Raw genomic sequence first — 22,722 nt, forward strand, 5'->3', positions numbered from 1 at the left:
CCTTAGGCCATAGGCACTAGGGGGGAGTATGACGAAAAAGGGAAGGGATAATTAGGAAATTAGAAAATTAGAAAATTAGTAAATGGGGAAGTGTGAGGCCTTAGGTCATAGGCAATAGGGGATAACATCCCCCTATTCACATACTCCGCTCTTGTGGACTTCCGTTCAAAGGGGGAGTGTAGTGACGGGAAAGCAAAAGAAATGACGAATGACGAGAGGCAAATGACGAAGGAAATGTGATGAAAATCTCTTGCTGGCTATCTTCAAAAGGGGGAATGTGGCGAGTCATTTATTCGGTAAGCCCCCGAACCCCCGAAGGGGGACTAGCTGGAAAAGGAGACAAACCTCCTCCTATCACATACTCCGCTATCGCGAGGCACATACCCAGCTGTCGCTAGCTACCTTCAAAGGGGAATTAATGATGGAAAAGTGTAATGGTAATCATTATTGGGTAGGGTATTTATGAGCTAATTTTACAAATTTGCTCGTTTGCTAATTATCTTCTACCTTTGCACTTTAAACTTGTGAAGACTAATAGCTATGAACACGTGGAACATCATCGTAGAGGGCTTTAATAAAGCTGAGGTTACCAAACACGAAAGTATTTTCAGCCTTGGAAATGGGGCTATGGGAATGCGCGCTAACTTTGAAGAGGACTATACGGGCGATACACTTCAAGGGAGCTACATCGGTGGGGTGTATTACCCCGATAAAACCCGAGTGGGCTGGTGGAAAAACGGCTACCCTGAGTACTTTGCCAAAGTGCTTAATGCGCCCAGCTGGATAGGACTGCACATTAAAATAGACGGGGAATTATTAGACTTAAACACTTGTTTGGAGGTAAAAAACTTCCGCCGACAACTGAATATGAAAGAGGGTTGGTACGAGCGAAGTTTTACGGCTACGCTTCCTAACGGTGTGGAAATTGCTGTAAAAGTGGTGCGTTTGCTCTTGTTGCGTTATGATGAAATAGGAGCTTTACGTTATGAGATTAGTCCTCTTAATGCTCATACTTCCATAGAAATAGAAAGTTACTTAGACAGTGGTATTAAGAATAATGATGCTAACTGGGACGAGCATTTTTGGAATACTTTGGAAATTTATTCGGAAAACAACTGCGCTACTATACTTGCTGAAACTAAAAAGACCGCCTTTAAAGTGCAAACCTTTATGGAAAATCATCTTTTTATAGAAGGAAAAGAACTGAATATCAGTGGAAAAGAAAATAGAAAGGAGAACTATATAGGGTTGTGTTACAACTTAGAGGTTAAGAAGAATGATGTTTTTTGTATTGAGAAGTTTGGGGGGTATTTGAGAGATGAAATGGAAAACATCCCCCCTACCCCCCTTCAAAGGGGGAATGTAGGGACGGAGAAAAATATGCCTTTTGAAAGAAACTTCTCCCCTATCACATACTCCGCTCTCGCGGACTTCCTTGAAAGGGGGAATGTAGCGATGGAAAAGGTACGAGACGCACAGGCATTAACATTTGAGGGGTTATTGGAGATGCAGAAAGAAGATTGGGCGGCGATATGGGAGACATCGGATATTGTGATTGAAGGTGATGAGAAAGCACAACAAGGTATCCGGTTTAATATCTTTCAGCTCAACCAAACGTATCAGGGCAAGTATGCCCATTTGAACATAGGGCCTAAGGGTTTTACAGGGGAAAAGTACGGTGGTAGTACCTATTGGGATACTGAGGCTTATTGTCTGCCTTTTTATATGGCTACCAAAGGCGCGGAAATAGCTCGCAATCTGCTGTTGTACCGCTATAAACAGTTGCCACAAGCTATTGAAAACGCCCAGAAACTCGGTTTTACTGGCGGGGCTGCACTCTACCCTATGGTAACGATGAACGGTGAAGAGTGCCATAATGAATGGGAAATTACCTTTGAAGAAATACACCGCAACGGGGCGATTGCTTTTGCGATTTATAACTATACCCGTTATACGGGCGATGAGTCGTACCTGAAAGAATATGGAATGGAAGTGCTTATTGCTATTGCACGTTTTTGGGCACAAAGGGTCAATTTTTCAGAAGAAAAGAAACAGTACGTAATCTTAGGGGTGACAGGACCTAATGAGTACGAAAACAATGTGAACAATAATTTCTATACAAACTATCTTGCCTCTTGGTGTTTGAGTTATGCAGCGACTATGGCACTGAAATACAAGAGTGAAAAGCAATGGGTGACTATTAAAGAATTGAAGGAGTGGAGTGATATTGTGGAACATATGTACTTGCCTTATAGCGAAAAGTATGATGTATACTTGCAACAAGACGGTTTTTTGGATAAAGACTTGAAGCCTGTAAGTGCCATTCCTACTGGGGAGCGCCCGCTCAACCAACATTGGTCGTGGGATAGGATATTGCGTTCGCCTTATATCAAACAGGCAGATACGTTACAGGGGTTTTATTTCTTTGAAGAGCGATTTACCAAAGAACAACTCCAAAAGCACTATGAGTTTTATGAGCCTTTCACCGTACACGAGTCGTCACTTTCACCTTGTGTGCATAGTGTACTCGCATCAGCCTTAGGGAAGACAGAGGAAGCCTACGCGCTCTACCTGCGTACAGCTCGGCTTGATTTGGACGACTACAACAAGGAGGTACACGAAGGGTTACACATCACCTCGATGGCAGGCACGTGGCTCAGCATTGTAGAGGGCTTTGCTGGTATGCGTGTAAAGAACGGTACACTAACGTTTACGCCTCGCTTGCCTAAACAATGGAAGCGTTTATCGTTTAAAGTGATATTTAGAGGAGAAGTAAAAGAAGTGATTATTTAAATGACAAAAGATTACCTTTTTTATCTATATTTACCTCTCTGCCTTTCTTTATGAGGATATAGTAATAATCTTCCCATTCCTCATTGCTTTTAGTATAGGGTTCAGCCTGTTCGTATTCAAAAGGAATGATTATATTACCGAGATTATCAATCATTCCCCACTTACCTTTATACTTCACCATTGCCTTTTTACTATCGTTGAAATCATCAGCGTCATCATATACAAAAGGCAATACTACTTTCCCTTTAATATTTAAATAGCCATACTTATTACCTTGTTTAGCGCGAGCCAGACCACCGAAAAAGAGGTCTATTTCGTCATACCAAGGAGTGAGTGTTTCGTTATTAGTACTAAGAAGTTTTTTCTTATCATTGAGTTGTACAATAAAAACACCTTCGGAATACGAAATAAAATTATACTGAGCAGGAATGAGTTCTTCACCCGAAGGGCGTATCACCCCATATAAATTATTAATAGTAACATCATAAAAAGGTATTTCGGCAGAAGGGTAGATGTTGATATAATCATACTTCAAAGGTGCTACGACGGTACCTTCGGCATTTACGAGTCCGTATTTATTATCTTTTCTTACCATTGAAATTCCGTTTTGAGACGGATATACCTCATCGTATTTTCTGCGCCAATCGGTATTACAAGCCGTACAGAATAAAGCTAAAGTAATAATAAATAGTCTTTTCATAAGTGTATGTATTTTTAATGTTAGTATTTTATTTCTCTTTCTGTAAATCCTACAATATATCCATTGACAAATACAATGCGAGTAACCCAATTACCTTGCTTATCAAAAGTGTGTTCAAACTTCTGGTTATTTACGCCGGTAGGAATACCTTTTTTATCATATGTATAATGCATTACATCAGGTTTGGTGTTTCCCTCAGCAATACTGCGTTCCACTACCCTACCCTCACGGTCGTAACGCACTGAGATGCGCATCTCGGTAGGTGGATTTCCTTCGGTTACCATTTTGAGCAAAGTGCGCTGGTTATTTTTATCAAACTCCTGGAATACCTTCGCTTTACTATCGGGTGTTACTAAGAGACCTTCGGTAGGGTTACCGTTGGCGTCCCACTTGTTAAAAGTATAGGTTTGTGTAGGCGAAGCACTACCCTCCATCATTGTACGATAAGTTACTAAATGCCCTTGGTTATTATATTCATAAACTCCCGTAAAACTCTGTATACCTCCGTGAGCCATTCTCAATATTTTCACTTGTAGAGGTTTTTGCTTAGCATTGTAAACATAGTCGTAACGCAAAGTAATACCACTGTATTTTTGTTCTAATTGCAAGGTGTTTCCTTCTTCATTAAATTCATAATAATTTTCGGTTGCAAGACGTTTTTGTTTAAGATTACTTTGAAAGACGTCATAAGTACGTTCGACAAGAACTTTTGCTTTACCATTGAGTTCTTTCTCCAAACGTGTAGCTGGAGTATTGATAATTTGTGCCATTCCGATAAAAGGAAATAACAACAGGATTAAAAACTTTTTCATACTGATATATTATTATTTTACGCCGACAAAGGTAATAAATATTTTTTAATAAAGCTATATATTCAATTCATAAATGTTCCACGTGGAACATTTATGAATTGGCGATTGAGAATTGATAATTAAGAACTCATTTGTTTATCTGCTATTTTCTCACTACTTTTGCCGCATACTTTTTACTTATATGAATCGGTTTATAGTAAACAGATATTTAGTGCCTAAGGGTTTTAGTGGTATTACCCTCTACCCTTTTATATTTACTAATGACCAAAAACTATTGAAAGATACACAATTCATCAACCACGAACGCATACATTTAGCTCAGCAACGAGAACTCTTGGTAATATTTTTCTATATATGGTATCTTGTGGATTTCATACTGAAATATATTAAGTATAAAGATAAGAAGAAAGCTTACCATAATATCATCTTTGAACGTGAAGCGTACGAGAAAGATTACAACCTTGAATATTTGAAGAAGAGAAAACTGTTTGCTTTCTTACGAGGTAAAAGATAAAAAATAAAAGACAAAAAGTAAGTATATAAAAAATGTTCCACATGGAACATTATCAATTGATAATTCACAATTGATAATTCACAATTGATAATTGACAAGTAGTAACTAACGACTAAACACTAACAACTAATGACAATTAAAGATTACAGCGTATCACAAGAGGATTTTACTCTCGTATATGATTCAGTATTAAAACTTTACCGCACTACTCCCCTACCTAATAACCTTAAAAAATACTATGAGAGTGAGGATTATATTTCGCATACAGACAGTCGCAGAACACTATTTGATAAACTCTACCAATGGGTGAAAAGTTATAACTTAAAGCACAAAATAAAACTCATCGAACAATACAAAAAAGGAAATGTTCGTCTGCTTGATATAGGTGCAGGTACAGGCGACTTTGTGCGTAGTGGTAAAGAGTGTACTCATTGGGAGACTATGGGCATAGAGCCCAGCGAGAAAGCACGTACCAAAGCAAAAGAAAAAGGAGTTTTGTTACAAGCTGATTTTAGTAACTTCCTCCCCCACTCTTTTGATGTGATTACTATGTGGCACGTATTGGAACACGTACCCGATGTAACACGAGAAATACAGCTCATCAGTAACTTACTGAAAGAAGACGGCTTAGCTGTTATAGCTGTACCTAATTATCGTTCGTGGGATGCACAGCACTACGGAGCCTACTGGGCAGCTTATGATGTGCCCCGACACTTATGGCATTTTTCTAAGGATAGCATCGAACAGCTTTTTACCAAAGAAGGTTTTGAGTTACTTGCCACCCACCCTATGCTTTTTGATGCCTTCTATGTGAGTATGCTTTCCGAGCAATATAAAACAGGTAAGAAAGATTTTCTTAAAGGTTTCATCAACGGAGTCCGTTCAAATTATTATGGTTGGAGGAAAAGAGAATACTCATCGCAGATTTATGTTTTAGGTAAAAAATAAGAGGTAAGAGTTAGAAATTGTCTATTTTTTTATATTTCTGAAGCTAAAAATAGTAAAAACTTAAAATAAGACGTTTTTATAAGACTTCTCAACTATTACCCTATACTTTATTACTTTTTAAAAAATAGTACTTAAAATAAGCTGTAATAAAGTCAGTTTTGATAAAGTACACTTATAGAAGATTGTTTCTGATATAGAATAAATTTATACAAGGTAAAAGAAGGTAGTAAAATGTTTCACGTGAAACAAGGTGTAATGAATAGTGACGAAAGAGAGTATTTCACTTTTTTAGTAACAAAATTAAAAAATATTTCTTTTACACGTAAAACTTTCTTACTTTTGCCACGTAATTCAAATTAAACATTATAAAAATGAAAAAACTCATCTTAACAGGCGTAGCACTGCTCGCCCTTACTGCTTGTACCGACAAGGTGGCGTTTGTAGATAACTCTAAACTTCTAAACGACTATCAAGAAAAAAAAGACATCGAGGCAAAACTAAAAGGACAAATTAGTGCCTACGAACGAAAACGCGACAGTATTTCAATGGCGTTCCAAACTGAAGCGCGTGCTTTCGACGCTCAGGCTAAAACTCTCCCTCAGAACGTAGCTCAGAAAAAATACAACGAACTGATGCAAAAAAGCCAAATATTGCAACAACATTTGCAACAAGAGGAACAAAAAATACAAATGGAAAGCCAAACTCAAATGGATTCTCTACTTAGCAAAGTGAAGAAAAACATTAAAGAATATGGCAAACAAAAAGGCTATACCTTTATCCTTGGTGCTAACGACGGCGGCAGCGTGCTCTATGGTGCTGATAACAAAGATATTACTAAAGAAGTTACTGAATACTTGAACAATCAATATAAATCAGGTAAGAAGTAACAAGGCCACAGGCATTAGGCCATAGGCAATAGAAAATAGACTTTGTCAGAGTTTTAAGACTTTGACAAAGTTTTTTTATTGATAGCTAATCAGTTAATTGTAATACGTTAGGAAAGAACGCTTGGAGTATCAGGAAAACTCCAAAGACTAACAATATAATGCTAATCGCGCGTTTAATTTTGTAGATATGAAAAGCGGTAAGTCGGTTTTTGAGTTTTTTAGCAATGAGAATTTTAAAGATATCTATTGCAAAGTATACTAAGATAATAGAAGTAAAAAACACCAATATTCTACTGGCATTCATATCAAGCTTAGGACCAAAAACAATAATAATTCCTAACCAAAAACCCAAAACGCCTATGTTGATGAAATTCAGTAGAAAACCTTTGATAAAGAGGGCTATATAGTTCACTTTTTCAGCTACTTGCAAATAGGCATTCTCTTTGTTATCTATTGTTTTCTTGAAGTCTTTTTTCAGTTTGATGAACGAGATGAGTCCGTAAGCTATCATTATGAGTCCACCGGCGAAGAAGAGCTTAGGGTCGTCCTTGATTTCGCGTAACAGACTGCTGGTAGTGAAATAGACAATGAGAATGAAAACAGTATCTGCCAGTACTACCCCTGAATTGAAAGCAATAGCTGCCCTAAATCCTTTAGTAATGGCTGTTTCCAGCAATACAAAGAACACAGGACCTATGGTAAAAGCTAACAACAAGCCCAAAGGTAATGCAAGCAATACATCCGCAAACATCTATTTCTACCTAAAATTTGATTAACTGCACAAAAGTACTAAAAAACTGTTGAATTACAAAAAAATAAGGGAGAAGTTTTTAGTACCTCTCCCCTACTCTATTGGTTTTGTGATAATTATTAACTATGGCTTAATAACCTCATTTATTTGTTTGAGAGTTTCTTCATCTTTCAAATCAACTAACATATGAAGGTCATCAGAAAGATAAAAAGTCTTTACATCAGGTACATAAACCATATAAGTACTACAAACAGTTCCACAGCCACCAGCCTCAGTACAGTCATAAAGCAACTGTCCACAACTGACATCTCCATTACAACCCTTTGTCCAATCTCCACCTTTAGCACCTGAACAAGCTACTGTATATTTATCTTTCTTGCGAGAAACTTTCTGGTCTTCATATCTACCAGCAACATCAAAACCTACACCCCAGCTTGATTCAGCAATGATACTTGACAAGAAAGTGATGGTATTGTCATCTTTGTTTAATTTGTATGAGACAAGTAATACTTTCTCATCTGGAACAAAGTCTACTGATTGCTCTGATACAGTTTCGAAGAACTCTTTATAAGTCATTGACTTATTTTGCAAATCTTGCAATGAATTTTGATTTTTATCCTTAGAGCAAGATATAAAGGCTATGCTTAAGCATACCGTTAGAAATGAAAATTTAAATATTCTTTTCATAGTGTAAATAATTAAAAAATTACATTCTATCTTCATTTGTGGAAATTAATCTATCAATATCAGCTGATATATAAAAAGCTTTTATATCTGGAACATAAACCATATTAGCTTTACAAACAGTTGCGCATCCTCCTTGATTCAAGCAACTTTTAACTACACCTAAACAACTATATGCTTCACATTTTTTACTCCAGCCTTTATCACAAGTTACAATATAATCATACTTTTCTCCTTCACGAGAAGCTTGAAGCTCGTAATGCTTAACTATAGCATCCCAAACTACTTTTTCACTGGGAAAAGCCTCAGTACTTGACAATAAAGTAATAGTATCATCTTTCGCATTAAATTCGTAAGAGATAAAAAGTACTTTATCTTCTGGAACACTTACTTCTTTTTCTGAAACAGTTTCAAAGAACTCCTTATAAGTCATTGACTTATTTTGCAAATCTTGCAACGAATTTTGATTTTTATCCTTAGAGCAAGACACTAATACTACTGCAAAAAATAGTATAAACAACGAAAATTTCATTATTTCTTTCATACTAATTTAATTTTAAATTATTAATTTAATTTTCTTTGCACGTTCTTTTTTATGAAGACAATAACCCGTAGCTCAGTTAGGGGAAGCCATTTTTAAGGAAAAATCCTCACTATATTTTGTTTACAGAAGAAAACAACAAAATATATCTCCAAAGGAAATAATATCAATATCAGTCATAAGCATAGAGATTAGGATTAGTTGAGGCAAAAGTACATCATTTTTATATAATTTCCAAATATATTTAACTTTCAAGAAGGTATCCGAAAAGTTTTATTTATGTGGACGTTTGCAAAACTCCCATTAAAAAGTTTAGTTCTTCAGATGTTTTAACAGAACATACCGCATTGCGTCGTAGAAAAGAGCAGTGGATAAATGTCCTGTATTCCAAATTTCTACTTTTAGATTTCCATAAGCGGGAGCGTGCTCGTGAAGTGGTAAAAACAAATCATAGCGAGCCATAACCGGAAATACATTTTGGGATTGATTTTCTTGCCATTGGGTTGAGAAATTTAAGTGATGTGTAATGATTTTGTTTCGCTCGATTTCGCTTTCAGTAGCCTTTTTCTTTGGGAAAATAAAAAACTTTTCGTGTGCCACTGTTCCTACTATCGGTACATAGAAATCTGCCGAATTATATGCCACTCGATGCCTGTTTGTTATCACAGCCCCCAAGCTGAATCCGCCAATTTCGATAGTCTGTACTCCTTTTTGTCGTAAAGTGTGAATCAGCTTTTCGGTTAATTTCACACTTGTTGCCATCGTTGCCATAAAAGTCGATAGGTTCGCTGTGCCCTGTCTCAAAGCCCCTTTTTGCTTGTGAAAAGGAGTTCGGACTACGATTAGATTTATACCCAAATCGTTCAGTATCACTTTTTTGAAAATCTTAGAAAAAATACCGTAGAAAGGATATTCCGATGCTCCGTGATGAAAAATGAGTGTATTGGAAGTGTCTGAATCCCATTTGTATACTAAAAATGCGGGATCTAAGATACCTGCTTTGGTAGAAGCTTTTACCTCGTATAATCCTTCTCTGTTCCAATCGGGAATTTCTAAATTTATAGCTTCTAAGTGTTCTGTAAAATCGGCTGTTTCCACTCCGTTAGGAAAATAAACAGGTTCAGAATAAGCTACTTTGTCTACCCAAAAATTCAGATTAAAAGCAGGAATTTCTTTTTTAATCGCAGAATCCGATGCTTGTATGAATGTTTTATCTATTTTTTCGTAAGACGGATTCCGAAACAACCACAGAAGACCGATTGCTAAGAAAATAATAACTGACGATAAAAATAAATATATCATCATTTTGATTTTCATTGTTTTTAAATTTGTAAGGACGTTTGCAACACATACTATAAAAGTAGTTGATAATCAGAGTAATCAACTTTGTAGTCGACTTTGTCAAAGTCTTAGGACTTTGACAAAGTATAGCGATGCAAAAAATGCTTGTCGTGCTACGGCTCACTATTCACTTTTCATTATTCACTTATGAGTTCAAAGTCTAATTGCTTTTTCATCAGGTCGGTGTTTTTCACGCGTATCATTACTTCATCACCAAGCTGGTAGGTTTTGCCAGTGGCTTGTCCTACCAAGGCGTATTGTTGTTCGTCGAAAGTGTAATAATCGTCTTTAATGTCGCGAGCGCGTACCAATCCTTCGCATTTGTTTATGGTAATTTCTACATAAATACCCCATTCGGTTACGCCCGAAATCACTCCTGCAAACTGCTGGTTTTTATGTGCTTCCATATATTTCACCTGCATATATTTGATAGAATCACGCTCAGCTGAGGCTGCTAAACTCTCCATTTGTGAGGAGTGTTTGCATTTGGTTTCATATTCGGATTCGGGTTGTGAGGGGGCGCCATCTAAATAGAGTTGCAAAAGGCGGTGCACCATCACATCGGGATAACGGCGTATAGGCGAAGTGAAATGGGTATAATAATCAAACGCTAAACCGTAGTGTCCTATGTTTTTAGTAGTATAAGTAGCCTTTGCCATTGAACGTATTGCCAAAGTATCGACTAAGTTTTGTTCTTTCTTACCCTTTACTTCTTCTAAGAGATTATTAAGCGAATCGGTAGTGGTTTGGCGGTTTTTCAAATCTAAACTATAACCAAATCGGTTAATAACTGTGTTGAACTGTTGTAGTTTCTCGGCATCGGGTTCGTCGTGTACGCGGTATACGAAAGTCTTTTTCATTTTGGCTACATACTCGGCTACCTTTCTGTTAGCCAAGAGCATAAACTCTTCAATCAGCTTGTTGGCTTCCTTGCTTTCTTTGAAATATACCCCTGTAGGGTTGCCATTCTCATCGAGGTCGAACTTCACTTCTACTTTATCAAAAGTAATAGCTCCCAAACGCATACGCTTACCGCGAAGTTTTTCGGCTAAGGCATTGAGCGTGAGAATAGCATCTACTACTTCAGCAGGTACGGCACGCTCTTTATCGGTAATGGAAGTTTCAGCAGGAATGGTGTACCCCTCCCCTACTTTAGCTTGTTCTATTACTGATTGTGCTTCTTCGTAAGCAAACCTAAATGACGAATGTGTTACAGTGCGTCCTATCCAAATATCTACTACTTCAGCTTTTTTATTCATCTCAAACACTGCCGAAAAGGTGTATTTATCTTCATCGGGGCGGAGTGAACAAGCGAAGTTACAGAGCACTTCGGGTAACATTGGCACTACCCTATCTACCAAATATACTGAAGTAGCACGGTTATAGGCTTCCTCGTCTAATATAGTACCTTCTTTTACGTAGTGCGATACATCGGCAATGTGTACACCAATTTCGTAATTGCCATTTTCTAATACTTTGAATGAAAGTGCATCGTCAAAGTCTTTTGCATCACGAGGGTCGATAGTGAAAGTGAGGGTTTCACGCATATCACGACGACGGGCAATCTCGTCATCAGTAATAGAAAAGTCTAACTTTTTAGCAAAGGCTTCTACCTCTTCTGGATAGGTATAAGGCAGACCGTATTCGGCTAAGATAGAGTGCATTTCGGTAGTTTGCTCTCCTGGTTTGCCGAGTATCTGTTCCACTACCCCCATAGGCGAATCGCTTTTGTCTTTCCAATCTTCAATGCGTACAATTACACGGTCGCCGTCCTGAGCGCCATTGAGTTTGTCTTTCAACACAAAGAAATCAGTATACATACGGGCATCGGTAGGGACGACAAAAGCAAAATTCTTGTGCATTTGCACAGTACCTACAAAGCGCACTTTGTTGCGTTCTAACACCTTACTAATTTCTCCTTCCATCTTATTGCGATTTCTAAAACGCGGAAATACATACACTTCCACCAAATCGCCGTGGAGAGCTTTGTTTAGAAAATTCTGTGCTACAAAAATGTCGTTGTCTAAACCATCAACTATTACATAACCATTACCGCGCGTACTCACATCAAGCGTACCTACATAGTAGTGTTGCATAGGGATAGCTTGGTACTTTCCACGGTCGATTTCTACAATGCGTTTTTTCTCTTTCAGTTGTACGAGTTGTTTCACCAGCATATCACGACGTGGTGCATCGGTAATATGGAGTTTGGCAGCAATTTGCTTGTAGTTAAAGCTCTCTTCGGGGTGTTCTTGTAACACCGAGAAAATCGCTTTGATAAGCTCTTGCTTGTTGCGTTTAGCTAAGCTCTTATTCTTTTTAGGTTTTCCTGATTTTCCTTGCTTTTGAGTTTTATTTGTTTTTTTCATATTGCAAAAGTAAATATTTTTGAGTTATCAACAATCACCAAATTATAAATTGAAAAAGATTTCTTTCTAAAAAAAGAAGGGTTATTATTATGATGACGTTCATAAGAGGGATAAAATTAAGCTGAAAAACTTGTTTTTTTCAGTTTAAGAATATTATGATTAGTTATCAACAATAAAAAGTGATTTACGGTTTTTTAAATGAATATTTTAAGCAAAATTGTTGATAACTCTTTTTGATATTATGCACAACTTTTTGTTGAGAACTTTTCATTGGGCAGATTGTTCATAACTGACAAAAAGTAGTGGATATTTTATAAGAAATAAATTTGCTTTTTTCATCTTCATTTTTGTATACACAGAAAACATAAAAGAGCAAATATTTTAGTGTTTTTTCTTCCTCAAGTTATGCACAATTTAAGAATGGACAATGAACAATACCGATAAGGATAATGAACAACACTTAAATAAAAAAAATAGGAACGAATATTATCCGTTCCTACTTAAAAAAAATTGAATATCTCCACAATGAACTATACTTCTTCTTGATCTTTCAAGTGCTGAATGTATTGTGCTTTTTGGATTTCGGCTCTTCTACGTACAGAAGGTTTAGTGAAATGTTGTCTTTCACGTAGTTCACGTACTACACCTGTACGGTCGAATTTGCGTTTATAACGTTTTAAAGCTTTATCGATGCTTTCTCCGTCTTTTAAAGGAATTATTAACATAAAAATACACCCCCTTTCAATTTTCAGGGCGCAAAGATATGAAGTAATTAGCAAATGAGCAAATTTTTAAGTAGAAAATTTTAGATTTAAGTTTCAGACCTTAGATAAGTTCGGCTTGTTCGGCTTGTTTGATAACTAATGGTTGAATACTGTCATCACTTTCAAAAAACCGGTATTCAGGGGGGATTTTCTTAAAGACTTCTTGCAATTGATGAGAATAGAGTAGGGGAGTGCCAAAAGAAATAGCAATGCCGTGAGCGATGAGCTCTTGTGCTACTTTTAGGTTTTTTCTGAAGCCGTGCAATATCCATAACTGTTGTGAGTGGGTGCGCTTGCGGAGTTGTATTACCTCGGCATAAGCTTTCACACAGTGAATGATAAGTGGGAGCTCTAAACTTTCGGCTAATTCTATGTGTCTTAAAAAGATTTCTTGTTGTAAGGATAGGGGAGAGGTAACGTTCTTATCGAGGCCACATTCACCTATAGCCCAACAGTTGAAGTGCTGGGCTAAGGGTATGAGTGCATTCCACTGCGCCTCAAAATCGTTTAAAAACCAAGGGTGAATACCTACTGAGAAAGGTTCGCTGGTATCGGCGGTAAGTGGATACTGATTGCGAATCACCAAAGTATCGGAAGTTGAGTGCTGGGTATGCGAATGAACGTCGAGATACATTGTTTTAAGAGTTAGGAAGCAGTTAGAAATTAAGGATAAGGAGCAGCGAAGAGTTGCGTCCAATACTTACCGCTACGAGCAACACCTACTTCAGTAACTTGGGCATTCATAATATTAGCGCAGTGTAAAGGACTTTCGAGCCAACTTTTCATCGCTTCTTCTTCATTTTGTTGTCCCATAGCTACATTTTCAGCAAACATAATACATTTATAGCCTGCCTTGATAAGTCTTTCTTTAGGACCTTGTCCGTTTTTACTATAGTGAGTTAATTCGTTGCGTTTAAGCATATCGTCACTATGGGCTTTGGCTACTTTTTCTATTGTTTTATTCCTCTTTACAGGAGGTACAGGTTTAAAATAATTACTACCACAATTGCAGCCTTTTTGTCGTTGCTGATTGATGAGGGTGAGCATCTTTTCAGAGTTCAAACCTGTGGTCTCACTATCTTGTGATTTACTACATTGTAGCGATAGGAGCGCTAAGAATAAAAAGAATAGTTTTTTCATTATTTATATTTAATATTTTTCTTTGTTCTTTAACTGTTTTAACTATATTTTGAAAGGTTGTTATACAACAACTTTTGGTGCAAAGGTAATAAAAATAGAGCTACTAAGCAAGAAAAAAAATAGAAAAAATTTGCTATGTAATAAAAAAGTTGTACTTTTGTCGCCGGCAAGTCCTACACGACCAGCTCCTGAAAAATCCTCCAGGGTGGGAACACAGCAAAGGTATTCGGTTGTAGCGGTGCGATGTAGGTAGCTTGCCACTTTTTTGTTTATAGGGGTAAGCTATTAGGTTAGTTCATTCCTCTTTGGCGTGCGATTTGTTCATAGGCTTGTTGTACTTGTTTGAACTTTTCTTCGGCGCCTTTTTTTATGGCTTCATCTTCAGTAATCACTCTATCGGGGTGATATTTTTTTGCCATATTTCTGTAAGCTTGTTTTACTTCGGCATCGGTAGCTTGGGGGCTTATACCTAAAATAGCATAAGCATTTTCATTGGGAGTTTGGGTATAGCTATTACTACCATAAGTGTTAGCAAACATTGCTTTGATGCTTATAAAATCACTTTTTTCTATCTGGAAGTAATAGGCTATTTGCTCTATTTGTTGTACTTCGTCTTGGCTTACTACTTCATCGGCTTGAGCAATACCAAAGAGAAAATAGAGGATTTGCAAGCGTGTTTCGTAGGTAGTACGAGCGCGTACGTACATTGCTACTCGGGGAGCTTCTATCTGGCGTCCTTTTATTAGTTCATTAAAACTGCGAAATACGGCATTGGCGCGTTCTTTACCATAAAGACGTACGAACTGCAAGCGCACGAAATCTAATTCGGCTTGGGTAACACGTCCGTTGGCTTTGATAACTAAGCTACAAAGTGAGAGGAGATTCAGCTCGAATGTAGCGGGTGATATGTTTTGCTGAAATGGGTTGCGAAAGGGCTGCTCGGTGGGTAGCTGTTGGGTGAGTTGTCTAAAAAGCCAAAAGAAAAAAAGAAATATAAGAATAGAGAATAAGCTCATACGATATAAATTTTAATAATGCTGATAATACCAAAAATGCCAGAAATGCCAATAATACCAATAATTAAATATGAAGCTAATTTACTAATAATATGTGATTTCTCTTTCTACGATATATACTAATTTGCCTTCGGAAAAGCATTTCTTCTCTATCCAATTACCTTTTTCATCGTATTGATAAGAAAAGGTATAGTTTATTTTCTTTGCTTTATTATGGGTCTTCTTTTCGAAGATTAAGAGCATTTCAGTAGGAAAAGGCTCTTTTTTATAGGTATACACTGTTTCGAGACTTTTATTCTTTTCGTTGGATTTGGTTATTTGGTAGGTAACGAATCCGTTTTTATTATACTTTGTCTTCTTGGTGTATTTTACTGATTTATCGGGATTGTAGACTTTGGTTTCGAGTTGGTTATCCCTCTTGTCGTACTTATATGAAGAGTAGTTTTTGATACTTTCATCGGTGTTGTAATAAGTAGCAAAGGTAGGGTAACTGCGTTTGTTTGTATCACTTGAAAGTACTAAATATTCCTTACCTGTTTTAGGGAAGTAGACAGTTTTCTGCATTTTTTTCTCTTTATCGTCATAAGTAAGGGTGTACTCACGCAATAGAGTATCGGTTTCATCGTATACTTTTAAGTTTGTTTCTCGGTTATTATCGTCGTAAGTTACTTCTGTTTTAAGGTTGAACACATTTCGGTCGGCAAACATAATTTGTTGGACAACATATCCTTGCTCATTGGCTAAGAGAAACAGATTTTCATCGTAATAGAATTTCTTTACAGCTGTTTTTTGAATGCGGTGTTTTTTGTTTTCTTTTACTTGATAAGGGATAACGCGCACGGATTTTACGTTTCCTTTTAAAAAGAGTTCTTTGAGCAAAAATATGTTCTGCCCAAAGGTATTAGTAGCTGTTAGTAGGGCAATGAGAGTATAAATATATTTCATAATAATTTGTTTTATGGGGGCAAAGATAGGAGGTAATTAGCAAATGAGCAAATTTGGAAAATTAGAAAATTAGAAAATTAGAAAATTTGGAAATGAGAAAATGAGAAAATGAAAAAATGAAGAAGAGTCTGGTTAGGAGCTCTCGGGGAGACTCGGGAAAGTGAGCCACACAGATAGTTTTTAAGAGAAATAGGGATAAGGATTTTCAAAAAGAAAAATTTACTATTGTATAGGTAGCTTGGACGAACCTTAAACGAACCTTGAACGAATGTTGGACGATAGATGGCGCTTTTTTGGGAGGAGGCATTTTGTGAAATTGAGTTTTGGTGGAAAAATGTACTACTTATATAGCTTGTAAGGCAGAAAAATGTACTGAGTAGGGGAGAGGGCGTTTGGGTATGGCTGGAATTTAAGAAAAAGATAAGGTGAAGGGTAGCAGTAAAAGTGTTGAAAAAGAGGACATAGAAGCAGTTTACGAGAGTTGAGGTATACAGCTTAATACATTAATTATGAATAAATTAAAGGAGGTATACGCAGTTTTTTTAGTTTTTTTATTTGCGTAGTTCATTTTTTATTTGCACCTTTGTAAGATTTTTTGATACACTTGCGCCCTAAATGGCTTGGTGTTTGTGAACTAAAAAATGTAAAAACAGAAACAGAAAACTTATGATGAAGAAAGTCCTTTATTTTTCATTTTTTGCACTTCAGCTTTCGGTATTCACGGCTTGTAATGATACCTCTAATGCTGAGAAGACAACCGCTTCGGCTACTGTTGAGGCACCTAAACCTCCCGTGTATGAATTTGGTTTTAACCTAAACGATTACACGATAGTGAAAGATACGATTAAGCAGGGTGATACCTTTGGTAAACTATTAGAAGAGAACAATATAGGAGCGGTGGATATTCATAATATCACCCAAAAAACCAAAGGAGAGTTTAACCCTAAGAATATACGTACGGGTAAGGTTTACGCTTTTTTGTACGATAAAAAAGACCCCTCGAAACCCCATAGCTTTATCTATCAGCCGAACGTTACAGATTACGTAGTGGTGCGTCTTGGAGACTCGGTTCACGCTTACAAAGCGCAACGCAAAGTAACGATTGTGGAAAAGGCATTGGCAGGAAATATTAACAGTAATCTTACAGTTGATGCGCTTGCGGCGGGTATCAGTGCGAATGCTACCTACCAAATGGGACAGATTTTTGATTACACCATCGACTTTTTCCGCTTGCAAAAGGGTGATAATTTTAAGATTATTTATGAGGAACGTTATGTGGACGACACTATTTTTGCGGGAGTTGAGAAAGTGAAAGCGGCTTATTTTGAGTGGCAAGGGAAACCTTATTACGCTTTTAACTTCACTACCGATTCGGCAAAAGGCACAAATGGCTATTACGACGAAAAGGGGAATATGATGAAGCGAATGTTTTTGAAATCGCCTTTGGATATCTTCCGCATTACGTCTAAATTTGGAATGCGTTTTCACCCTGTGCTTCACCGTATGAAGGGACATTTTGGTACCGACTATGCAGCACCTACGGGTACGCCTATACGGGTGACAGCAGCAGGAACGGTGATTGAGGCGGGCTATAGTTCGGGTAATGGTAACTACGTGAAGGTGCGTCACAACAATATGTATACAACACAGTACTTGCATATGTCGAGAATATTGGCACGCAGAGGACAACACGTATCGCAAGGACAGGTGATTGGACTTGTGGGAAGTACCGGCTTGGCAACAGGTCCTCACGTGTGCTATCGCTTCTGGAAGAATGGAAGACAAGTAGACCCACTCAGAGAGAAGTTACCAGAATCGGTGCCTATTGATGCGCGACTTAAAGCTAAATATTTGAAGGAGATTGCACCACTAAAAGAACAGCTTGACGCGCTAAAAGCGACCCCTATTGAAATGGAAGAGGAGGTAACGAATGTACAAAAGCAAACGGTGTCGTAACAATGGTTAATGATTAGTGATTAATGGTTAATTGAGCAGAAATACAAATGAAAAAGTTTATTTTTTATCTATTGGCTCTTGTGGGCTTTACCGCCTCAGCACAAGTATATGAATTTAAGGTAGTAACCGCTATTGAATCGGTGGTACCTTCGGGAGCAGGACGTTCGCGACTTATCTCAGCCAATGAAACACGCAATTATAAAGAATTTACTACTACGCGCTCGGAAGAAGGAGACGAACGCAACAAAAGCGACCGTGATGAGATTCGCGTAAGGGGCTTTGATGAGACCAAACTTCTCAACTTCTTTAATCTCGGGGGGATTCGTTTTCAGAACATCGCTGCCAACGATGCTCTTATCACTTCTAAGTTGAACACTATGAGTGAAGAAGGCTGGGAACTTGCTTTTGTTACCAGTGGAGTAGAGAGCAATGCAGGAAGCAATGATTCTACTGGTATTTTTATCACCCGTTTTGTGTTTAAAAGACTGAAAAAGTAAGTTTCATTAAGTAATTTGTCAATTAGCAAATTAGCTAAAGGTGAGGCGTCATTATTTTGTAGTTTTGCACCCTGAAAAGACAGATGTTAGTTGCATTACATAGATTATAATTAAACAAATAGAGAATTCAACAGATTATTAAGATAATTAACTTTGCCAAAGTTTCAAACTTTGGCAAAGTGAAAGGTGCAAAATTTACAGACTAATTTGTGATTGACTATAAAAAGAATAACAACATTAAACATATATAAATAAAAATGTTAAAAAATAGTAATCCAACACAAACCAATGCGTGGAAAGCATTGCAAAAACATTTTGCGGAAGTAAAAGACCGCCATATGCTTTCTCTATTTGAGAAAGACCCCGCTCGCGGTGAAAAATTCACTATCAAATGGCACGACTTTTATGTAGATTATTCTAAAAACCGCATAGACGAAGCAACTCTTAAACTCCTTGTGCAACTCGCCGAGGAATGTGGTTTAAAGGACGCTATTGGCAAATACTTCGGTGGCGACCTTATCAACAACACCGAAAAACGCGCCGTATTGCACACTGCCCTTCGCGCGCCCGAAAATAGCGTGATAAACGTAGATGGCAAGAATGTAATGCCCGAAGTAGCTACTGTAAAACACAAAATCAAACAGTTTAGCGAAGAGGTCATCAGTGGCAAACGCAAAGGTTATAGTGGTAAAGCCTTTACCGATGTGGTAAATATTGGTATTGGTGGGTCTGACCTAGGTCCGGCAATGGTAACTGAGGCGCTTAAATTCTATAAGAATCACCTCAACGTACATTTCATTAGCAATGTAGATGGCGACCACGTGCTCGAAACTATCAAGCACCTCAACCCCGAAACTACCTTGATAGTGATTGTTTCTAAAACTTTCACAACGCTCGAAACCCTTTCCAATGCGCTTACTGGAAAAGAATGGTTCCTCAAATCAGGTAGCGAAAAAGATATTGCTAAACACTTTGTAGCAGTATCTACTAACTTGCAAGAGATTGACAAATTCGGTATAGACCCTGATAACGTATTCCCTATGTGGGACTGGGTAGGTGGACGCTTTTCGTTGTGGAGTGCCGTAGGTCTCAGCATTGCCCTATCAGTAGGTTATGACAACTTTGATAAGTTGCTCAAAGGGGCTCACGCTATGGACGAGCATTTCCGCACAGCTCCTTTTGAGAAGAACATTCCGGTAGTCTTGGCATTACTCAGCGTGTGGTACAACAATTTCTACGGAGCCGAAAGCCAAGCTATCATTCCTTATACTCAGTATTTGCACCGATTGGCAGCTTACCTACAACAAGGTATAATGGAAAGTAACGGTAAACAAACCGACCGTGATGGCAACCCTGTAAGTTACCAAACAGGGGTAATCATCTGGGGTGAACCAGGAACCAACTCTCAACACGCGTTCTTCCAGCTCATTCACCAAGGTACTAAATTGATACCTACTGATTTCATTGGCTTTAAACACTCATTGCACGGCAATACCGACCACCACAATAAGCTAATGGCTAACTTCTTTGCACAAACCGAAGCTCTTTTAAAAGGTAAAACCGAAGCCGAAGTGCGCAAAGAAATGGGTGACAAGGTAAACGAAGCCTTAGTACCTTTCAAAGTGTTTACAGGAAACCGCCCTACAACCTCTATCCTCATCGATAAACTTACCCCTGAAAGTTTGGGTAGCCTTATCGCAATGTATGAGCACAAGATTTTTGTAGAAGGTGTGATTTGGAACATCTATAGTTACGACCAATGGGGCGTAGAGCTCGGCAAACAGTTGGCAAGCAAAATCCTTAAAGACATCACCGCTACCGAACTCTCTGCTCACGACAGTTCCACAACCAATTTATTAAAACAATTCAAAAAATAGAAATCTAATTACGAATGACGAGTTACGAATGACAAAACTTTCGTAATTCGTCTTTCGTAATTCGTTATTACAAATGATTCACATTAGAACAGCCGAAGAAATAGAACTACTACACCAAGCAGCCCAAGTAGTATCACGTACTTTGGGCATAATGGCTAAAGAAGTAAAACCAGGGGTAACCACCCTATATTTAGATAAAATCGCCGAAGAGTACATCCGCAGTCAAGGGGCTATCCCAGGATTTTTAGGGTTGTATGGCTTCCCTAATACCCTATGTATGAGCCCTAATGCACAAGTAGTACACGGTATTCCTAACGACCGTCCACTACAAGAAGGCGACATCATCTCAATAGACTGTGGGGCACTGAAAAACGGTTACTATGGCGACCACGCTTATACTTTTGAAGTAGGCGAAGTAGCCCCCGAAGTAAAAAAACTCTTGCGCGTAACGAAAGAATCGTTGTATATAGGTATCCGTCAGTTTCGTGCGGGTAACCGAGTAGGTGATGTAGGGCACGCTATACAACAACACTGTGAGGCACACGGTTATGGAGTAGTGCGCGAACTCGTCGGTCATGGCGTAGGACGCAAAATGCACGAAGACCCCGAAATGCCTAACTACGGCAGACGCGGTAGTGGTAAAAAGTTTAAAGACGGAATGGTTGTCGCCATAGAGCCTATGATTAATATGGGCACCAAGAGCATACGCCAACTTAAAGACGGTTGGACAATCCTCACCGCCGACGGCAAGCCTTCTGCCCACTTTGAACACGATGTAGCCCTCATCGATGGCAAACCTAAATTGCTCTCCACCTTCAAATACATATACGAAGCCTTAGGCATTGAAAGCAATGAGGAGGACGAATTTTTGCTCAATTAGTAAACTAGCCAATGAATATATCTTTACACTTTGCCAAGGTTTTCTGCCTGTGCGGCTTGTACACTTTGGCAAAGTTCGATTTCCTATGATGATATAGTAATGAATTATTTAAAAATATCAACAATGAAAAAAGCCTTATTTCTAGTAGCAACTGCCGTCCTTACTTTAGCTTCTTGCGGAAAAAGCGACGACACCCCAACTCCTAATAACCCTAACACTCAAACACCTAATAATCCTGAACCCCCTAAAACTACTGAGGTAAAAAGAATTAAAGAGGTAAAGATTACCTATTTAGATAGAAAAAAGAACTCTAATAGCGACCCAACCTATTTTCTAAATGGCGAACCTAAGTTTATATATACTTTAGAAAATAGAGTCTTTTCTTATGAATATGATGCTCAGGGGCGCATTTCAAAATACACTTCTAATAAAGGAGGTAAACAAGTAACCTATGAATTTAGTTATCCTCAAGGAAAAATTATAGCAAATAATGGAAAACAAAATTTTGAATTCCTTTTAGATGAAAAAGGTTACTTAAAAGAGACTGGCGGAGATAATCATTTCAGCTATAACGAAAAAGGTCAACTATCTAAAATAGACGATAATAGTTTTATTTGGAAAGATGGCAACCTAACTGCTGAAACTCATACTTCTACCTCTTGGGAAGGAACAGAAGAAACTAACGAAATGAAATTTTCTTACTATCCTAACGAAAATAAGAATCGCTTTTTTATTTTCAACAATGAAGAAAGAGATGAAATAGATATCTATACCACCTATTTTGATTTACTAAATGCAATCCCAGTAGGTGTCCCTACTAAAAATCTTTTGGAGTCTATCTATCAATCTTATACGTACAAAAAGGAAAACGCATCGTATGCCACACTTATAAAATTTACTTATACCTACGATAAAGACGGCTATGTAAGTCGTATAGTAGAAAATCGTTCTGGTGATGATGATGGAGTAAGTCTCTCTTCTGGTTCAACCTCAAATGAAGATGTGGAAAAATTAGAAGCTCTAATTGCTAAAATAAAGGCAGGTACGATCAAAAATATGACTTACAAAGAGTTCACTAATGCCAATGGCACTTATAAGTTTAGCATCACCCATAAAGAGCACATCACCAAAGATTCCAAAGGCAAACCTATTGATGTAAAATACGAACAAGAGAGAGTTTACACCTTTTCTTATAAAGAAGAGAATGGTAAGAGAAAGTATTTGGATAGAAAAGAATTGAAATTCACTAAACAAGACGCTTCTACTATTTACGAAATCAGCTATTATTAAAACCTCAAAAACTTATA

The 22,722-nt window shown here is 37.7% G+C and carries 21 protein-coding genes, 1 other RNA gene and 1 pseudogene; 11 read left to right on the forward strand and 12 right to left on the reverse strand.

The genetic code is table 11. From position 1 onward, the window contains the following. Window positions 1–275: 275 nt before the first annotated feature. Both HMPREF9072_RS12425 and HMPREF9072_RS03010 read left to right on the forward strand, forming a co-directional pair. Window positions 276–466 (forward strand): annotated as a pseudogene (locus HMPREF9072_RS12425) (phosphinothricin acetyltransferase). 74 nt (window positions 467–540) lie between these two features. Then, entirely contained in the window at window positions 541–2,793 is a 2,253-nt protein-coding gene (locus tag HMPREF9072_RS03010; RefSeq protein ID WP_009410473.1) for a glycosyl hydrolase family 65 protein, read from the forward strand. Here HMPREF9072_RS03010 and HMPREF9072_RS03015 read toward each other — a convergent pair. Together HMPREF9072_RS03015 and HMPREF9072_RS03020 are read right to left on the reverse strand one after the other, a co-directional pair. Beyond that, a complete protein-coding gene (locus tag HMPREF9072_RS03015; RefSeq protein WP_009410474.1) occupies window positions 2,786–3,493 on the reverse strand; it encodes a WG repeat-containing protein in 708 nt (235 codons plus the stop codon). The two genes, HMPREF9072_RS03010 and HMPREF9072_RS03015, sit on opposite strands and share 8 nt — an antisense overlap. 20 nt (window positions 3,494–3,513) lie before the next feature. Beyond that, complete coding sequence (locus HMPREF9072_RS03020; protein ID WP_009410475.1) at window positions 3,514–4,305, reverse strand: hypothetical protein; 792 nt, start codon at window positions 4,303–4,305, stop codon at window positions 3,514–3,516. A 181-nt stretch (window positions 4,306–4,486) separates the two neighbouring features. Here HMPREF9072_RS03020 and HMPREF9072_RS03025 point away from each other — a divergent pair, with 181 nt between their 5' ends. From HMPREF9072_RS03025 to HMPREF9072_RS03035, 3 genes are all read left to right on the forward strand, one after another. Next, window positions 4,487–4,819 carry a hypothetical protein gene (locus HMPREF9072_RS03025; protein ID WP_009410476.1) on the forward strand — a complete coding sequence of 111 codons (333 nt, stop codon included), beginning with the start codon at window positions 4,487–4,489 and terminating at the stop codon, window positions 4,817–4,819. Between the two features lie 129 nt (window positions 4,820–4,948). Then, entirely contained in the window at window positions 4,949–5,767 is an 819-nt protein-coding gene (locus HMPREF9072_RS03030) for a class I SAM-dependent methyltransferase (RefSeq protein WP_009410477.1), read from the forward strand. A gap of 371 nt (window positions 5,768–6,138) precedes the next feature. Continuing rightward, window positions 6,139–6,654: an OmpH family outer membrane protein gene (locus tag HMPREF9072_RS03035; RefSeq protein ID WP_009410479.1), complete on the forward strand. Its 516-nt coding sequence runs from the start codon at window positions 6,139–6,141 to the stop codon at window positions 6,652–6,654. An 85-nt stretch (window positions 6,655–6,739) separates the two neighbouring features. On the opposite strand, the gene HMPREF9072_RS03040 is transcribed toward HMPREF9072_RS03035, so the two are convergent. The 8 genes from HMPREF9072_RS03040 to HMPREF9072_RS03075 all read right to left on the reverse strand — a co-directional run bounded on the left by HMPREF9072_RS03040 (window position 6,740) and on the right by HMPREF9072_RS03075 (window position 14,247). Continuing rightward, the gene (locus HMPREF9072_RS03040; RefSeq protein ID WP_009410480.1) at window positions 6,740–7,405 is read right to left on the reverse strand and encodes a LysE family translocator; all 666 of its coding nucleotides are present in this window, start codon (window positions 7,403–7,405) and stop codon (window positions 6,740–6,742) included. Window positions 7,406–7,528: 123 nt separating this feature from the next. Next, window positions 7,529–8,092, reverse strand: a complete 564-nt coding sequence (locus HMPREF9072_RS03045; protein ID WP_034566091.1) for a hypothetical protein — start codon at window positions 8,090–8,092, stop codon at window positions 7,529–7,531. Between the two features lie 19 nt (window positions 8,093–8,111). Beyond that, window positions 8,112–8,633 (reverse strand): hypothetical protein, encoded by a 522-nt coding sequence (locus HMPREF9072_RS03050; protein ID WP_009410482.1) that lies wholly within the window; start codon window positions 8,631–8,633, stop codon window positions 8,112–8,114. Between the two features lie 309 nt (window positions 8,634–8,942). Beyond that, window positions 8,943–9,935 carry a hypothetical protein gene (locus tag HMPREF9072_RS03055; protein ID WP_232300831.1) on the reverse strand — a complete coding sequence of 331 codons (993 nt, stop codon included), beginning with the start codon at window positions 9,933–9,935 and terminating at the stop codon, window positions 8,943–8,945. A gap of 173 nt (window positions 9,936–10,108) precedes the next feature. After that, window positions 10,109–12,340: a ribonuclease R gene (gene rnr, locus HMPREF9072_RS03060; RefSeq protein WP_009410484.1), complete on the reverse strand. Its 2,232-nt coding sequence runs from the start codon at window positions 12,338–12,340 to the stop codon at window positions 10,109–10,111. A gap of 530 nt (window positions 12,341–12,870) precedes the next feature. Continuing rightward, window positions 12,871–13,065, reverse strand: a complete 195-nt coding sequence (rpsU, locus tag HMPREF9072_RS03065; protein WP_002674401.1) for a 30S ribosomal protein S21 — start codon at window positions 13,063–13,065, stop codon at window positions 12,871–12,873. Window positions 13,066–13,165: 100 nt separating this feature from the next. Continuing rightward, entirely contained in the window at window positions 13,166–13,738 is a 573-nt protein-coding gene (locus HMPREF9072_RS03070) for a TatD family hydrolase (protein ID WP_009410485.1), read from the reverse strand. Between the two features lie 29 nt (window positions 13,739–13,767). Beyond that, entirely contained in the window at window positions 13,768–14,247 is a 480-nt protein-coding gene (locus HMPREF9072_RS03075; RefSeq protein ID WP_034566078.1) for a CAP domain-containing protein, read from the reverse strand. A 161-nt stretch (window positions 14,248–14,408) separates the two neighbouring features. Here HMPREF9072_RS03075 and ffs point away from each other — a divergent pair. After that, window positions 14,409–14,507: signal recognition particle sRNA small type (gene ffs / locus HMPREF9072_RS11810), an RNA gene on the forward strand. 27 nt (window positions 14,508–14,534) lie between these two features. On the opposite strand, the gene HMPREF9072_RS03080 is transcribed toward ffs, so the two are convergent. Next, window positions 14,535–15,260: a molecular chaperone DjiA gene (locus HMPREF9072_RS03080; RefSeq protein ID WP_009410488.1), complete on the reverse strand. Its 726-nt coding sequence runs from the start codon at window positions 15,258–15,260 to the stop codon at window positions 14,535–14,537. A gap of 84 nt (window positions 15,261–15,344) precedes the next feature. Beyond that, window positions 15,345–16,205, reverse strand: coding sequence for a hypothetical protein (locus HMPREF9072_RS03085; protein WP_009410489.1), 861 nt, complete (start codon window positions 16,203–16,205; stop codon window positions 15,345–15,347). 666 nt (window positions 16,206–16,871) lie between these two features. On the opposite strand from HMPREF9072_RS03085, the gene HMPREF9072_RS03090 reads away from it, so the two are divergent. The 5 genes from HMPREF9072_RS03090 (at window position 16,872) to HMPREF9072_RS03110 (ending at window position 22,705) form a co-directional block, all read left to right on the forward strand. After that, the gene (locus HMPREF9072_RS03090; protein ID WP_034566080.1) at window positions 16,872–18,161 is read left to right on the forward strand and encodes a peptidoglycan DD-metalloendopeptidase family protein; all 1,290 of its coding nucleotides are present in this window, start codon (window positions 16,872–16,874) and stop codon (window positions 18,159–18,161) included. 47 nt (window positions 18,162–18,208) lie between these two features. Further along, on the forward strand, window positions 18,209–18,658 hold the full coding sequence (locus tag HMPREF9072_RS03095; protein WP_009410492.1) for a hypothetical protein: 450 nt from the start codon (window positions 18,209–18,211) through the stop codon (window positions 18,656–18,658). A gap of 257 nt (window positions 18,659–18,915) precedes the next feature. Continuing rightward, window positions 18,916–20,535 carry a glucose-6-phosphate isomerase gene (gene pgi, locus HMPREF9072_RS03100; protein ID WP_009410493.1) on the forward strand — a complete coding sequence of 540 codons (1,620 nt, stop codon included), beginning with the start codon at window positions 18,916–18,918 and terminating at the stop codon, window positions 20,533–20,535. A 73-nt stretch (window positions 20,536–20,608) separates the two neighbouring features. After that, window positions 20,609–21,415: a type I methionyl aminopeptidase gene (map, locus tag HMPREF9072_RS03105; protein ID WP_009410494.1), complete on the forward strand. Its 807-nt coding sequence runs from the start codon at window positions 20,609–20,611 to the stop codon at window positions 21,413–21,415. A gap of 123 nt (window positions 21,416–21,538) precedes the next feature. Then, window positions 21,539–22,705: a hypothetical protein gene (locus tag HMPREF9072_RS03110; RefSeq protein ID WP_009410495.1), complete on the forward strand. Its 1,167-nt coding sequence runs from the start codon at window positions 21,539–21,541 to the stop codon at window positions 22,703–22,705. Window positions 22,706–22,722 lie beyond the last annotated feature (17 nt).

The sequence above is a fragment of the Capnocytophaga sp. oral taxon 324 str. F0483 genome (assembly GCF_000318315.2).
Classification (GTDB): Bacteria; Bacteroidota; Bacteroidia; order Flavobacteriales; family Flavobacteriaceae; genus Capnocytophaga; species Capnocytophaga ochracea.

Bases quoted from the DNA above. Each gene is read 5' to 3' on its own strand.
- HMPREF9072_RS03010 (WP_009410473.1), top strand. From the start codon at position 541: ATGAACACGTGGAACATCATCGTAGAGGGCTTTAATAAAGCTGAGGTT.
- HMPREF9072_RS03015 (WP_009410474.1), bottom strand. From the start codon at position 3,493: ATGAAAAGACTATTTATTATTACTTTAGCTTTATTCTGTACGGCTTGT.
- HMPREF9072_RS03020 (WP_009410475.1), bottom strand. From the start codon at position 4,305: ATGAAAAAGTTTTTAATCCTGTTGTTATTTCCTTTTATCGGAATGGCA.
- HMPREF9072_RS03025 (WP_009410476.1), top strand. From the start codon at position 4,487: ATGAATCGGTTTATAGTAAACAGATATTTAGTGCCTAAGGGTTTTAGT.
- HMPREF9072_RS03030 (WP_009410477.1), top strand. From the start codon at position 4,949: ATGACAATTAAAGATTACAGCGTATCACAAGAGGATTTTACTCTCGTA.
- HMPREF9072_RS03035 (WP_009410479.1), top strand. From the start codon at position 6,139: ATGAAAAAACTCATCTTAACAGGCGTAGCACTGCTCGCCCTTACTGCT.
- HMPREF9072_RS03040 (WP_009410480.1), bottom strand. From the start codon at position 7,405: ATGTTTGCGGATGTATTGCTTGCATTACCTTTGGGCTTGTTGTTAGCT.
- HMPREF9072_RS03045 (WP_034566091.1), bottom strand. From the start codon at position 8,092: ATGAAAAGAATATTTAAATTTTCATTTCTAACGGTATGCTTAAGCATA.
- HMPREF9072_RS03050 (WP_009410482.1), bottom strand. From the start codon at position 8,633: ATGAAAGAAATAATGAAATTTTCGTTGTTTATACTATTTTTTGCAGTA.
- HMPREF9072_RS03055 (WP_232300831.1), bottom strand. From the start codon at position 9,935: ATGATGATATATTTATTTTTATCGTCAGTTATTATTTTCTTAGCAATC.
- rnr (WP_009410484.1), bottom strand. From the start codon at position 12,340: ATGAAAAAAACAAATAAAACTCAAAAGCAAGGAAAATCAGGAAAACCT.
- rpsU (WP_002674401.1), bottom strand. From the start codon at position 13,065: ATGTTAATAATTCCTTTAAAAGACGGAGAAAGCATCGATAAAGCTTTA.
- HMPREF9072_RS03070 (WP_009410485.1), bottom strand. From the start codon at position 13,738: ATGTATCTCGACGTTCATTCGCATACCCAGCACTCAACTTCCGATACT.
- HMPREF9072_RS03080 (WP_009410488.1), bottom strand. From the start codon at position 15,260: ATGAGCTTATTCTCTATTCTTATATTTCTTTTTTTCTTTTGGCTTTTT.
- HMPREF9072_RS03085 (WP_009410489.1), bottom strand. From the start codon at position 16,205: ATGAAATATATTTATACTCTCATTGCCCTACTAACAGCTACTAATACC.
- HMPREF9072_RS03090 (WP_034566080.1), top strand. From the start codon at position 16,872: ATGATGAAGAAAGTCCTTTATTTTTCATTTTTTGCACTTCAGCTTTCG.
- HMPREF9072_RS03095 (WP_009410492.1), top strand. From the start codon at position 18,209: ATGAAAAAGTTTATTTTTTATCTATTGGCTCTTGTGGGCTTTACCGCC.
- pgi (WP_009410493.1), top strand. From the start codon at position 18,916: ATGTTAAAAAATAGTAATCCAACACAAACCAATGCGTGGAAAGCATTG.
- map (WP_009410494.1), top strand. From the start codon at position 20,609: ATGATTCACATTAGAACAGCCGAAGAAATAGAACTACTACACCAAGCA.
- HMPREF9072_RS03110 (WP_009410495.1), top strand. From the start codon at position 21,539: ATGAAAAAAGCCTTATTTCTAGTAGCAACTGCCGTCCTTACTTTAGCT.